The sequence below is a fragment of the Dietzia sp. DQ11-71 genome, assembly GCF_014144995.1.
GTDB lineage: Bacteria > Actinomycetota > Actinomycetes > Mycobacteriales > Mycobacteriaceae > Dietzia > Dietzia kunjamensis.
The window spans coordinates 1-13,047 of sequence record NZ_JAALDT010000168.1; the positions used below are offsets into that span (position 1 = coordinate 1).

A 13,047-nucleotide genomic window follows, 5' to 3' on the forward strand; every position below is an offset into this window, starting at 1 on the left:
CGGCGGCGGTGCCCCCGGCCGACGAGCCCGCGGCGCAGGAGTCGGAGAAGCCGGCCGCCGCGGAGGTCCAGCCGACCGAGAAGGCACCCGCCGAGAAGATCGAAGCGGCGCCGGTGCCGGCGGGTCCCACCCCACCGGCCAAGACGGTGAAGTTCGTCGAGAAGTTCCTGTCCCGGCACGGCGGCGCGGCGGACGTCGTCCTCCAGCCCGTGGGCCGCTGCGGGGTCCGCGTCACCCTGGTCGGCGCCGACGGCGTGCTGGGGGACACGATGGTCGACAGCCTGTCGCAGGCCGAGGCGGTCCGCGACGGGATCTCCGGCCTCACCGGATCGGACTGGACGCGCGAGCTGGTCTCGCGTACCGATGTCCCCGCCGGACACTGGAAGCGCATGGCCGGATCGGGCTCCCTGGTCTGACCTCCCGCGCGACAACGGCGGCCCCGCCGATCGGCGGGGTCGCCGTTGCTTCTTCGGTCGGCCTGGTGCGCGCCCCGAAGGGACCGGAGAGGACGCGCACCGGGCCGTAACCCGTACAGAGGCGACGCGTACCCCGCGACCCTACTCGGGTCGGCGACCCTGTCAGGCCGGCACGCGGTCCCGGATGACGCCCGCCGCCCACAGGGCGCCGGTGACGGCGGTGATCGCACCCGCCAGGGTCACGTGCGCCACGACCAGCAGCTCGGGCACCCCGAGTTGGTACTGGGTGATCCCGATGACCGCCTGCGCCGCGATGAGTCCGATGAGGATCGCGCTCCGACGGATCGCGGGGCCCTCCGTCCGCAGCGCGACGAGCCCGGCCAGCAACCCGATGAGCAGGCAGACGTAACCCACCATGAGTTCGGCGTGGAAGTGGACGAGCCACTGGATGGGCAACTGGAGTCGATCCGCCGCGGTGATGCGCGCGTCGCCGGCATGGGGTCCGGCCCCTGTCACCATCGTCCCGGTGGTGAGGACCCCGGTGAGCAGGACGGCCGACAGCACGGTCAGCCACGTCATGGGCTTGGGCATGACCCGTCGGGGCGGCGCGGTGTCGGCCTCGCCGATGCGGACGAAGAGGACGGCGGCGAGCCAGGCGAGGATCATCGAGGGCAGCAGGTGCAGCGCGACGGTCCACCAGACGAGGCCGGCCAGGACGGTGATCCCGCCGATCACGGCCTGGGCGAGGATGCCCGCCGGCATGGCCCAGGCGAGTGCCTTGAGGCCGCGGCGGCGCCCGGCGCGGTACACGGCGAGGAGCAGCGCCACGGCGACCGCCGCGAGGACGAAGGTGAGCAGGCGGTTGCCGAACTCGACCGCCTGGTGCAGCGCCGGTGCGGCGCCGGGGACGGGCACGAAACTGGCCTCGTTGCACTGCGGCCAGGTCTCGCAACCCAGACCGGAGTCGGTCACGCGCACGGTGACGCCGGTGGTCATGATGCCGATCTGGGCGATGACGTTGGCGAGCGCGACGCCCTTCTGGACCCGGATCGACGGAACGGGCAGGCGGGACAACGGTCCGGTCGATCGCCCGGGGTCGCTCGCGGCCGGGGTTCCGGAGGTCGGGGCGTGCGATGTCGAGGTCACGGCCCCGATTCTAGGCCGCGGCGCGCCGGGGTCTGCTATCAGGTGAACGAGAAGTGACGCACGGCAAATCCGCCACACACGGCCGTCCAGAGGACCAGGGACAGCGCGGCCAGGGCGGGGACGCCGCCGGCGAGCGCCGTGCCCAGCGCGGAGGTGAGCGCGTAGGAGGGGACGACGACGAGGAGGTCGGCCACCGCGGAGGGGAGGTCGACCACCCCGATCGCGAGTCCGGCGCCCCCGATGAGGACGAACCAGATGAGGTTGGCCAGGGCCAGGACGATCTCCGCACGCAGGGTGCCCCCGAGTAGGAGCCCCATGGCGGAGAACGCCACCGATCCCAGGGCGATCACGAGCGCCCCCAGCGCCAGCCCCGGGAGTTCGGGCCGCCATCCCAGCAGCGCCGCGATGACGCCGAGGACGACCGCCTGGCCGGCCACCAGCACGAGCGTCGCGAGGATCTTGCCGAGGATGATGACCGCCGGCGGCAGGGGGGTGCCCCCGAGACGTTTGAGGGCGCCGTACCGGCGGTCGAAGCCCACGGCGATCGCCTGGCCGGTGAAGGCTGTCCCCATGACCGAGATGGTCAGTACCGCGGTGATCGCGTGATCGACCCGCGGATCCGGTACCGCACCGAAGTCGATCGCGGTGAGGCCGAAGAGGATGGCGACGGGGATGACCAGGGCCACGAGGAGCTGTTCACCGTTGCGCAGGAACAGGGCCAGCTCCATACGGGTCTGGGCGGCGGTCATCCGGGCCGGGGACGCCGGCGCCGACGGGCGGGCGAAGGTGCCGGGGGCGAAGCGGTTGCCGCCGGTCTGGGTGTGGGTCATCGCAGTTCCCGTCCGGTCAGGTCGAGGAAGACCTCCTCGAGACTCCTGGTGCGGGTGGCCAGGGAGGTGAGTTGGACGCCGGCACGCTCGAGGGCTGCACACATGGCGGTCATGAGTTCGGGGGAGACCGGGCCGTGGACCTCGAGGACGCCGGCGGCGGTCCCCGCCGCGACCGTGTGCTCCCCACCGAGGACGCCGGCGAGCAGCGACGGGGACACCTCGCCGTCGACGACGAGGGTGACGCCCTCCGCGGTCCCGGCGCGTTCGAGTTCGGCGGGCGTCCCGGAGGCGACGCGTCGGCCGTGGTCGACGATCACGACCTCGTCGGCGAGCGAGGCCGCCTCGTCCATGAGGTGGGTGGTGAGCAGCACCGCGGCGCCGTCGCGACGCAGCGCGTGTACGAGGTCCCACACGGCCCGGCGCGACTGGGCGTCGAGACCGGCGGTCGGCTCGTCGAGGAAGACCAGCTCCGGCCGGCCGATGACCGCGATCGCCAGGGACAGCCGCTGCTGTTGGCCGCCGGACAGGCGCCGGTACGGGGTCCGGACGTGCTCGGTGAGTCCGAGTTCGCCCAGCAACCAGTCCGGATCGAGGGGATCGGCGTAGTAGGACGCCACCAGCCGGAGCATCTCGCCCACCCTGGCGGCGGGGTAGGAGCCGCCACCCTGGAGCATCATCCCGATGCGGCTGCGGACCCGCTGACGATCGATGACCGGGTCCAGGCCCAGCACCCGCACGGTGCCCGCGTCGGGACGGGCGAATCCCTCGCAGATCTCGACCGTGGTGGTCTTGCCCGCCCCGTTGGGCCCCAGAAGTGCCATGACCTGCCCGCGCTCGAGTCGCAGGTCCAGGCCGGCGACGGCGGTGGTCGCCCCGAACCTCTTGACGAGCCCCTCGACGTGCAGCGCGGGCGTATCCGTCGGAGAGGTCACGGGATCCGAGTGTAGGCCGGTCCGGCTAGCGGAAGCGCAACAGCCCCGGCCACCGGAACAGTGCGACGAGCAGGACGGCGACCACCGCCACGGTCGCCGCCCAGGCCTGGACGGTCACGAACGGGGGCAGTCCCGCACCCGGCGGGAGGGTGAAGCAGGCCAGCACCGCGCTCACGGCCACCACCGGGAGGCGGAATTCCACCCGTGAGGCCCACGCGGCCAACGGGACCAGCGCCCACAGGACGTACCAGGGCTGCACGACGGGGAAACACAGGACGATCGCGGCCATGGACACCCCCAGCCCACCGACCGGGTTGATCCGACCCGCCTGGACCGCGAACAGCATGCGGACGGTGAACGCGCCGGCCACGACCAGGGCGACGGTCTGCACCATGACGAGGATCTGTTCGGTGTGGTCCCCGAGCCCGAGATACTGCCCGATCCCGCCGACGATCACACCGAGCGCGGTGGGCGGGGAGAGCCAGCTGCGCAGCGAGGTGGCCGCCCCGAGTTTGGTGATCCAGCCGAGGCCGGACGAGGTGACGATCATCGCCACCCCGGTGGTCACCCCGCTCACCGCCACCATGACCGACGCCGCGCGCAGGGTGGCGGACCAGCTCGCACCCCACCGGCGCGCCAGGGCCATGCCGATGAACCCCAACGCCACCACCGTGGGGAGTTTGACCAGGGCCGATCCGGTGACCAGGACGGTGCCCAAGATGAACAGCGAGGTGGTGCGCCACCCGGATCCGGGGGCGTCCACTGCGCGCAGCGCCAGCACCAGCCCGACCGCCAGCAGGCCCATCATCAGCGCCTCGGAGTGGATGCCGGAGACGAGGTGGAACAGGACCAGGGGGTTGGCCACGGCCAGCCAGAGGGCGGCGACGTCGGACACGCCGCAGTACTCGGCGAGCCGTGGGACGGCCCAGCCCAGCATGAGGATCCCGATCACGGCCACGACCCGGTGCAGGATGGTCCCGGCCACCACGTCGTCGCCGGTGAGCCCGTGGATGACCTTCTGCACCCCCAGGAACAACGGTCCGTACTGGTTGGGCGTATCACGCCAGATGTCCGGGACGTTGATGGTGAGCGCGTGGGAGGTCCCCAGTGCCGGGACCGGACCGAGTTCGTAGGGATCGTCGAGCTCGTTGCCGATCGCCCCCTGGGCCAGGTAGCTGTAGACGTCCCGGCTGAACATCGGCGGCGCCAGCGCGAGGGGGAGCGCCCATGACGCGATCACCCGGTCGAGCGTCGCGCGGTCGATCCGACCACTGATCCGACCCCGCCGATCCCGCCCGAGCACGTACGGGGCGAGCAGCAGCCAACACAGGGTCACCGTGACCATCCCCGCCATGACGACCGTCATCGAGGACTGCTGCAGGCGCAGCCACAGGCCGAACAGTCGCTCGCCGGCGATCGGGTTCTGCAGGACGGGCAACGCGCCGGCCCCGAGCGCCCCGATCGCCATCGCCACGGCGGCGGTGGTGCCGATCAGACGGATGCGGCGCAGGCGGGCCATCTCCGCGGACAACGGGGACCCGGTGGACAGCTCCTGCGCGTGGAGGCGAGAGGTGACCGACCCGGCACCACGCCTGGGGTAATCGCGTGCCACAGTCCCGACCCTTCCTCCACCGCCGCTGTCGTCGCACACCTCACCCCGGCGGCGCGCCCGGGGGTGGGGGGAATATTTCCGAAACAGAAGTGTTGCGTAATATCAGTAGGTGCGTCCCGACCGGGCGCACCGAGCATAACCGGAAGGGAGTGGCGTATGAGCGTGCAGCACGTGTTCGAGAGCAGCACGCGGCCCGACACCCGCTCGTCGATCCGGGAACTCCTGTTGGAGCGCGGAGCACTCACCGCCGTCGAGATCGGACACGAACTGGGGCTCACCGCCGCCGGTGTCCGGCGACACCTGGACCATCTGGTCGAGGCCGGCGAGGTGGAGGCCGTCCGTTCGCGGCCGGCGGGAACCCGCGGTCGCCCGGCCAAGGCGTTCCAGATGACGGTCTCCGGCCGCAGCACCGCCCGCCACGGGTACGACCACCTGGCGGTCGAGGCCCTGACCGCCCTGCGTCGTATCGGTGGCACGGCCGCGGTCACGGAGTTCGCCCGCGAGCGGGTGCGCTCGGTGATCGGTCACGTCCGTCCGGCCGAGGGCCCGCACGACGTCGAGCGCGCCGCCACGGACATCGCCACCGCGCTGTCCGGTGCCGGCTACGCGTCCTCCGTAGAGGAGGCGGGCACCGGCCTGCAGATCTGCCAGCACCACTGCCCGGTGTGGAACGTCGCCTCCCGGTTCCCCGAACTGTGCGCTGCCGAGCAGGAGGTGGTGTCCGAGATAGTGGGCACCCACGTCCAGCGGCTCGCCACCATCGCGGGCGGAAACTGCGCCTGCACCACCAACATCCCGACCGGGACCGTGACCGTGAGTGACCTCGCGGCCACGATCCCTGCACCGGCCGACGCGTCCGCGTCGGCACCGACCGCCGAAAGGACAGTGCGATGACCATCACCCCCGATCAGGTGACGGCCGACGTCACGGAGCCGACCACCGATGAGGAACGAATCGCCTCCATCGGCCAGTACAACTACGGCTGGCACGACTCGGACGACGCCGGTGCCACCGCGCAGCGCGGCCTGTCCGAGGCGGTCGTGCGTGACATCTCCGCCAAGAAGAGCGAATCCGACTGGATGCTCTCCAAGCGGCTCAAGGCCCTGAAGATCTTCGACAAGAAGCCGATGCCCACCTGGGGTTCGGATCTGTCCGGTATCGACTTCGACAACATCAAGTACTTCGTCCGTTCCACGGAGAAGCAGGCCACCAGCTGGGAGGACCTGCCCGAGGACATCAAGAACACCTACGACAAGCTCGGCATCCCCGAGGCGGAGAAGCAGCGGCTCGTGGCCGGCGTCGCCGCGCAGTACGAGTCCGAGGTGGTCTACCACCAGATCCGTGAGGACCTGGAGAGCCAGGGTGTCATCTTCATGGACACCGACACGGCGCTCAAGGAGCATCCCGAGTACTTCGAGGAGTACTTCGGCTCGGTCATCCCCTCCGGTGACAACAAGTTCTCCGCCCTCAACACGGCCGTCTGGTCCGGTGGCTCGTTCATCTACGTCCCGCCGGGCGTGCAGGTGGACATCCCGCTGCAGGCGTACTTCCGGATCAACACCGAGAACATGGGCCAGTTCGAGCGGACGCTGATCATCGTCGACGAGGGCGCCTACGTCCACTACGTCGAGGGCTGCACCGCGCCGATCTACAAGTCGGACTCCCTGCACTCCGCGGTCGTCGAGATCGTCGTCAAGAAGGGCGGCCGGTGCCGCTACACGACCATCCAGAACTGGTCGAACAACGTCTACAACCTCGTCACCAAGCGTGCCCGTGCCGAAGAGGGCGCCACCATGGAGTGGATCGACGGCAACATCGGCTCCAAGGTGACGATGAAGTACCCGGCGGTCTGGCTGACCGGTGAGCACGCCAAGGGCGAGGTCCTCTCCGTGGCGTTCGCCGGTGAGGGCCAGCACCAGGACACCGGTTCCAAGATGCTGCACCTGGCGCCCAACACGTCCTCGAACATCGTCTCCAAGTCGGTGGCTCGGGGCGGCGGGCGGTCCGCGTACCGCGGTCTGGTCCAGATCAACGCCGGCGCGAAGGGCTCGAAGTCCAACGTCGAGTGCGACGCGTTGCTGGTCGACAACATCAGCCGGTCCGACACCTACCCCTACATCGACATCCGGGAGGATGACGTCACGCTGGGGCACGAGGCCACGGTCTCCAAGGTGAGCCAGGACCAGCTGTTCTACCTCATGAGCCGCGGCCTGGCCGAGGACGAGGCGATGGCCATGATCGTGCGTGGTTTCGTCGAGCCGATCGCCAAGGAACTCCCGATGGAGTACGCGCTCGAGCTCAACCGCCTGATCGAACTGCAGATGGAAGGATCGGTGGGCTGACCACCATGACCGACACCACCGCACCCGAGACCGGGTCCACCCCGGCACCCCTGACGGACCGCTACGGCGTCCCCGTCGACGCCACCAAGGGCGACCAGTTCTCGTCGTTCGACGTGGGCGCCTTCGAGGTACCCAGCCACAAGGACGAGATCTGGCGGTTCACCCCGCTGCGTCGTCTGCGCGGTATCCACGACGGCTCCAACATCACCGCGACCGGTCGCCTGCTGGCGTCCGTCGCCGAGCACGACGGTCTGACCGTCGAGACGGTCGCCATGGACGACAAGCGCGTCGGCGAGGCCGGGGCACCCCGCGACCGCGTCGCCGCACAGGCGTTCAGTTCCGCCTCCGAGGCCACCGTCATCACGGTCGCCAAGGAGACCGTGATCGACGAGCCCGTCTACGTGACCGTCGACGGCCCGGGCGAGGGCGAACTGGCCTACGGCCACACCCAGGTCCGCCTCGAGGCGTTCGCCAACGCCACGTTCGTCGTGGACCAGCGTGGCGGCGGAACGATCGCCGAGAACGTCGAGTTCATCGTCGGCGACTCCGCCCACCTCGAGATCGTGCTCATCCAGGACTGGGACGACGATGCCCTGCACCTCGCGGGTCACCACCTACAGGTCGGCCGCGACGCGACACTGACCTACACGACGGTGACGTTCGGTGGCGAGCTCGTGCGCGTCTCCCCGTTCGCACGGTTCACCGCCCCCGGCGGCACGGTCACCCTCAACGGCCTGTACTACGCCGACGACGGGCAGCACCTCGAGCACCGTCTTCTCGTGGACCACTCGGAGCCCAACTGCACCTCGCGGATCCTCTACAAGGGTGCGCTGCAGGGCGACGCCAAGTCGAGCCTGCCGGACGCACACACCGTGTGGATCGGTGACGTGCTGATCCGCGCCCAGGCCGTGGGCACCGACACGTATGAGATGAACCGCAACCTTGTACTCACCGACGGTGCCCGCGCCGACTCGGTCCCGAACCTGGAGATCGAGACCGGCGAGATCGCCGGTGCGGGCCACGCCAGCGCCGTGGGACGGTTCGACGAGGAGCAGTTGTTCTACCTCATGTCCCGGGGCATTCCCGAGGACGTCGCACGACGACTCGTGATCCGCGGGTTCTTCGGCGAGGTGATCAACCGCATCGGCGTTCCGGAGGTGCGCGAGCGGATCACCGAGGCCGTCGAGTTGGAGCTGGAGTCCTCCGGCATCTGACGAGCCCCGCCAGTACATCCCCCACGACTTCTCACACAGATTGCGAGCACTACCCATGACCACTCTCGAGATCAAGGGCCTCACGGCCCGCGTCGCCGCGACCGAGGACTCTCCCGAGACCGTCGAGATCCTCAAGGGGGTCGACCTGACCATCGAGTCGGGCCAGACCCACGCCATCATGGGGCCGAACGGCTCCGGCAAGTCCACCCTCGCCTACGTCATCGCCGGCCACCCCAAGTACGAGGTCACCGGCGGCACCGTGACGCTCGACGGCGAGGACGTCCTGTCGATGGAGGTCGACGAGCGGGCCCGCGCCGGCCTGTTCCTGGCCATGCAGTACCCGACCGAGATCCCCGGGGTCTCCACCGCGAACTTCCTGCGCTCCGCGGCCACCGCCGTCCGCGGTGAGGCCCCCAAGCTCCGCCACTGGGTGAAGGAGGTCAAGGAGGCCATGTCCGACCTCGACTTCGACCCGGCGTTCTCCGAGCGCAGCGTCAACGAGGGATTCTCCGGCGGCGAGAAGAAGCGTCACGAGATCCTGCAGCTGGATCTGCTCAAGCCGAAGATCGCCGTGCTCGACGAGACCGACTCCGGCCTCGACGTGGACGCGCTTCGCGTGGTCTCCGAGGGTGTCAACCGCTACAAGGCGGAGGAGAACGGCGGCATCCTGCTCATCACGCACTACACCCGCATCCTGAAGTACATCACCCCCGACAAGGTCCACGTGTTCGTCGACGGCCGCGTCGCCGCCTCCGGTGGCGCAGAACTGGCCGACGAGCTCGAGGCGAACGGGTACGAGAAGTACCTGACGCCGGCGAACGCCTGACCGGACAGCTGGGAGAACATGACCTCGACCCTCGATCTCACCGCCGTGCGCTCGGATTTCCCGATCCTGCAGCGCACGGTCCGTGACGGAAAGCCCCTGGTCTACCTCGACTCCGGGGCGACCTCGCAGCGCCCGATGCAGGTGTTGGACGCGGAGCGGGACTTCCTGCTGCACTCCAACGCGGCGGTCCACCGCGGTGCGCACCAACTCGCCGAGGAGGCGACGGACGCCTACGAGGGCGCCCGTGCCGACATCGCGCGGTTCGTGGGTGCCGACGTCGACGAGCTGGTCTTCACCAAGAACGCCACCGAGGCGCTCAACCTCGTGGCCTTCGCCCTTGGTGACCAGCGCTTCGGCGAGTACGCGGTGGGCCCCGGGGACGAGGTCGTCATCAGCGAGCTCGAGCACCACGCGAACCTCGTGCCGTGGCAGGAGCTATGCCGACGCACCGGCGCCACGCTGCGTTGGTACGGCATGACCGACGACGGTCGGATCGACCTCGACTCGCTCGAGCTCACCGACGCCGTCAAGGTCGTCGCACTGACCCACCAGTCCAACGTCACCGGCGCGGTGACGGACGTCGCCCGCGTGGTGGAGTCCGCCCGGGCCGTCGGCGCGCTCGTCGTGCTGGACGCCTGCCAGTCGGTACCGCACATGGCGGTGGACTTCCACGCCCTCGGCGTCGACTTCGCGGCGTTCTCCGGCCATAAGATGCTCGGGCCCACCGGCATCGGCGTCCTCTACGGCCGGCGCGAGTTGCTGCGGGCCATGCCCCCGGTCCTCACCGGCGGGTCGATGATCTCCACCGTCACCATGGAGGAGACGACCTACGCCGACCCGCCCCAGCGATTCGAGGCCGGGGTGCCCATGGTGTCCCAGGCGGTCGGGCTCGCCGCGGCGGTGCGCTACCTCGAGCGGGTCGGGATGGAGACCATCGCCCGCCACGAGGAGTCCCTCACCGTGGCCGCGCTCGACGCCCTCGGCCAGATCCCGGGGATCCGGATCGTCGGCCCGACGGACATGGTCTCGCGCGGCGGCGCCGTCTCCTTCGTCGTGGACGGCATCCACGCCCACGACGTGAGCCAGGTGCTCGACGACGACGGTGTGGCCGTCAGAGTGGGGCACCACTGCGCGTGGCCGCTGCACCGGCGTCTCGGCGTGCAGTCCACCGTGCGGGCCTCGTTCGCGCTGTACAACACCCTCGACGAGGTCGAGGCTCTCGCGAGGTCCCTGCGCCGGGCCCAGCAGTTCTTCGGAGTGGAAGGGGCACTCACGTGAAACTCGAGCAGATGTACCAGGAGGTCATCCTCGACCACTACCGCCGTCCGCAGCACAGCGGACTGCGGGAGCCCTTCGGCGCCGAGGTGCACCACGTCAATCCCACCTGTGGCGACGAGCTGACACTGCGGTTGCGGTTGTCCGACGATCTCGCCACCGTGGAGGACGTGTCCTACGACGCGCAGGGATGTTCCATCAGCCAGGCCTCGACCTCGATGATGGCCGAGTTGCTGGTCGGCCGTCCCGTGGCGGAGTCGCTGGAGGTGGTCGACGCCTTCCAGGCGATGATCTCCTCCCGCGGACAGGACGAGGGCGACGAGGAGATCCTCGACGATGCCGTGGCGCTGGCCGGGGTGTCGAGGTACCCCGCGCGCGTCAAGTGCGCACTGCTGGGCTGGATGGCGTTCAAGGACGCCCTCGGCCGACAGACCGAACACCATCAGGAGTGAGTGACATGACCGAGCAGATGACCCCTGCCAACGATCCGTCGGTCGACGAGTCCGCGTCGACCGAGGAGAACGCCACCCCGGCCGGAACCGTCTACAACGGCGAGTTCCGCCCCGACCCCAACCGGCCGGAGCAGTCCGAGGAGGACCTGGCCCTCGTCGCCGACCTCGAGGAGGCCATGCGCGACGTGGTCGACCCCGAGCTCGGGATCAACGTGGTCGACCTCGGACTGGTCTACGACATCTGGGTTCGCCCGGGTGAGACCGAGGGCTCGACGATCGCCCGCGTCGACATGACGCTGACCTCCGCGGCCTGCCCCCTGACGGACGTCATCGAGGATCAGGCCCGCAGCGCGACGATCGGCGCCGATCTCGTCAACGACCTCGAGCTCAACTGGGTCTGGATGCCGCCGTGGGGACCGCAGATGATCACCGACGACGGCCGCGAGCAGCTCCGCGCCATCGGCTTCACGGTGTAGCCGCGCCCCGGTCACGCGACAGAGCGCCCGCCCCCTCGAGAGGGGGCGGGCGCTCTTCGTGTCCGGGTCGTTCTTCCGGCCGGGGGCCAGACGACCTGATTGGCTGTTCCGTTCACCGGCCGTTTACGCTGAATACATGTCTCGCCCCGCTGACCGACCGTCAGACCGTCCGGTCGGCGGACCCTCCGGCGGCCCGATCGACACCCCGTCGGATGAGGACCGCGGCGCGGCGGACGCCGCGGCCGGTTCTCAGGACCGGGCCCGGGCCCGGGCCCGGACGATGAGTCTCACCAAGGCGACCGCGTGGGTGGTGCTGCCCCCGTCGATCCTGCTCGCGCCGCTGTCCGGCTTCCTGCTCCTCATGGTCCACCGCACGGGCAGCGACCAGCCCTGGCACACCTGGAACCTCCTGTGGACGGCCTTCGACATCGGCGCCGAGGGCAACATCGCGGTGTGGTTCGCCTCGACGATCTGGCTCCTCGTCGGTATCTTCGCCGCCCACGCCGCTCTCACCGCCGACAGGTTCCGGAAGTCGTAGTGGCTCTTCGCCGCGGTCGGCGTCACCGCCTCGGTGGACGAGGCCTCCGCCCTGCACGAGCGATTGTTCGTGGTGGGGGACAGGATGGCCCCGTACCTGCCGTTCGACACCTTCTACAACTGGGTGATCCCCGGCGCGATCATCGCGCTGGTCGTCGGAGCGCTGCTGATCCGCCTCGTGTTGGCGCTGAAGCGTCGGGTGGTTCTCGCACTGATCCTCTCGGCCGCGGTCTTCCTGACCGGCGCGATCGTCATCGAGAGCCTGACCGGTCTCGTCCACCGCGCGGACGCCGGCATGTCGACGCCCTATCTCGTCCTGATGTACATCGAGGAGACCTTCGAACTCGTGGCCGTGGCCGTCGCGGCCGTGGCGCTGTCGACCATGTTCCACCTCTCGCGGCGTCCGGGCGGCCTGTCACTCACCTTCGACGGGTACCGTCCGCGTTCCGGCTGAGGTGATCGGTACACCCCCGCCCGACGTACGAGCCGACGGGCGCAGCACCGCCGCGACCATCCCGGACTTGTTCCGGGCGGGCATGGAGAACCACATGCCCCACATGGCGGCGGCCACCTGGTAGGAGGGGCTGGCGGCGTCGAGGAACCAGCGCTGACGGCGACCGTCGAGTCGACCGAAGGCGTTGAACAGCGCCCGCAGGGTCCCGTCATCGGCCCGCAGGAGGACACGCAGTCCGACACCGTGGAGGGCCGTGCTCAGCGGCGACCGCGGTGCCGGCAACGGGTATCCCGCCTCGATCGCGTGCACCGCCGCCGGCACCGCCGCCAACATCGCCGCCACCGAGTACCCCGTCGCCGCGTGCCCGTGGCCACCGGCGGTCCCGAACGCCTCGACCCGCGGGTCCTTCGGCAGCCCGGAGCGGGGCAGGAGCGGGATCCGTACGCGCTCGACGGACAGCGGTGACGCGATCGCCGCGGGGGACACCCCCCGGCCCGCCAGTCTCGAGCGGAGCCGGCTCGCCAGGACGGCGGGA

At 70.0% G+C, this 13,047-nt stretch carries 15 protein-coding genes; 10 read left to right on the top strand and 5 right to left on the bottom strand.

The window, feature by feature from the left end; all coding sequences use genetic code 11:
- Positions 1-416: hypothetical protein (locus tag G6023_RS06970; protein ID WP_347570739.1), on the top strand; the 416-nt coding region annotated here is incomplete at its 5' end.
- Positions 417-578: 162 nt separating this feature from the next.
- On the opposite strand, the gene G6023_RS06975 is transcribed toward G6023_RS06970, so the two are convergent.
- The 4 genes from G6023_RS06975 to mptB are packed head-to-tail and all read right to left on the bottom strand — an operon-like array spanning position 579 to position 4,936.
- On the bottom strand, positions 579-1,562 hold the full coding sequence (locus tag G6023_RS06975; protein ID WP_132061403.1) for a COX15/CtaA family protein: 984 nt from the start codon (positions 1,560-1,562) through the stop codon (positions 579-581).
- A gap of 38 nt (positions 1,563-1,600) precedes the next feature.
- Positions 1,601-2,392, bottom strand: coding sequence for an ABC transporter permease (locus G6023_RS06980; RefSeq protein ID WP_120283288.1), 792 nt, complete (start codon positions 2,390-2,392; stop codon positions 1,601-1,603).
- On the bottom strand, positions 2,389-3,324 hold the full coding sequence (locus tag G6023_RS06985) for an ABC transporter ATP-binding protein (RefSeq protein WP_120283286.1): 936 nt from the start codon (positions 3,322-3,324) through the stop codon (positions 2,389-2,391). Before G6023_RS06985 ends, G6023_RS06980 begins: the two co-directional genes overlap by 4 nt.
- 25 nt (positions 3,325-3,349) lie before the next feature.
- The gene (gene mptB / locus G6023_RS06990; protein ID WP_182634681.1) at positions 3,350-4,936 is read right to left on the bottom strand and encodes a polyprenol phosphomannose-dependent alpha 1,6 mannosyltransferase MptB; all 1,587 of its coding nucleotides are present in this window, start codon (positions 4,934-4,936) and stop codon (positions 3,350-3,352) included.
- 156 nt (positions 4,937-5,092) lie between these two features.
- On the opposite strand from mptB, the gene G6023_RS06995 reads away from it, so the two are divergent.
- The 9 genes from G6023_RS06995 to G6023_RS15940 all read left to right on the top strand — a co-directional run bounded on the left by G6023_RS06995 (position 5,093) and on the right by G6023_RS15940 (position 12,512).
- Positions 5,093-5,830, top strand: coding sequence for a helix-turn-helix transcriptional regulator (locus tag G6023_RS06995; RefSeq protein WP_120283282.1), 738 nt, complete (start codon positions 5,093-5,095; stop codon positions 5,828-5,830).
- On the top strand, positions 5,827-7,278 hold the full coding sequence (sufB, locus tag G6023_RS07000; protein ID WP_119191701.1) for a Fe-S cluster assembly protein SufB: 1,452 nt from the start codon (positions 5,827-5,829) through the stop codon (positions 7,276-7,278). Before G6023_RS06995 ends, sufB begins: the two co-directional genes overlap by 4 nt.
- Before the next feature lie 5 nt (positions 7,279-7,283).
- Positions 7,284-8,492 (top strand): Fe-S cluster assembly protein SufD, encoded by a 1,209-nt coding sequence (gene sufD / locus G6023_RS07005; RefSeq protein WP_182634683.1) that lies wholly within the window; start codon positions 7,284-7,286, stop codon positions 8,490-8,492.
- A gap of 55 nt (positions 8,493-8,547) precedes the next feature.
- Positions 8,548-9,318 (top strand): Fe-S cluster assembly ATPase SufC, encoded by a 771-nt coding sequence (gene sufC / locus G6023_RS07010; protein WP_067716304.1) that lies wholly within the window; start codon positions 8,548-8,550, stop codon positions 9,316-9,318.
- A gap of 18 nt (positions 9,319-9,336) precedes the next feature.
- Complete coding sequence (locus tag G6023_RS07015; protein ID WP_120283274.1) at positions 9,337-10,596, top strand: cysteine desulfurase; 1,260 nt, start codon at positions 9,337-9,339, stop codon at positions 10,594-10,596.
- Entirely contained in the window at positions 10,593-11,045 is a 453-nt protein-coding gene (gene sufU / locus G6023_RS07020) for a Fe-S cluster assembly sulfur transfer protein SufU (RefSeq protein WP_120283272.1), read from the top strand. The genes G6023_RS07015 and sufU overlap by 4 nt, the downstream gene beginning before the upstream one ends.
- Positions 11,046-11,062: 17 nt before the next feature.
- Positions 11,063-11,521 (top strand): metal-sulfur cluster assembly factor, encoded by a 459-nt coding sequence (locus tag G6023_RS07025; RefSeq protein ID WP_371517556.1) that lies wholly within the window; start codon positions 11,063-11,065, stop codon positions 11,519-11,521.
- Positions 11,522-11,657: 136 nt separating this feature from the next.
- Complete coding sequence (locus tag G6023_RS15935; protein WP_241727737.1) at positions 11,658-12,059, top strand: hypothetical protein; 402 nt, start codon at positions 11,658-11,660, stop codon at positions 12,057-12,059.
- Positions 12,060-12,092: 33 nt separating this feature from the next.
- Positions 12,093-12,512 carry a DUF8692 domain-containing protein gene (locus G6023_RS15940; protein ID WP_241727738.1) on the top strand — a complete coding sequence of 140 codons (420 nt, stop codon included), beginning with the start codon at positions 12,093-12,095 and terminating at the stop codon, positions 12,510-12,512.
- Here G6023_RS15940 and G6023_RS07035 read toward each other — a convergent pair.
- The coding region (locus tag G6023_RS07035; RefSeq protein ID WP_241727739.1) for a lycopene cyclase family protein at positions 12,474-13,047 on the bottom strand (574 nt) is incomplete at its 5' end. The genes G6023_RS15940 and G6023_RS07035 overlap by 39 nt on opposite strands.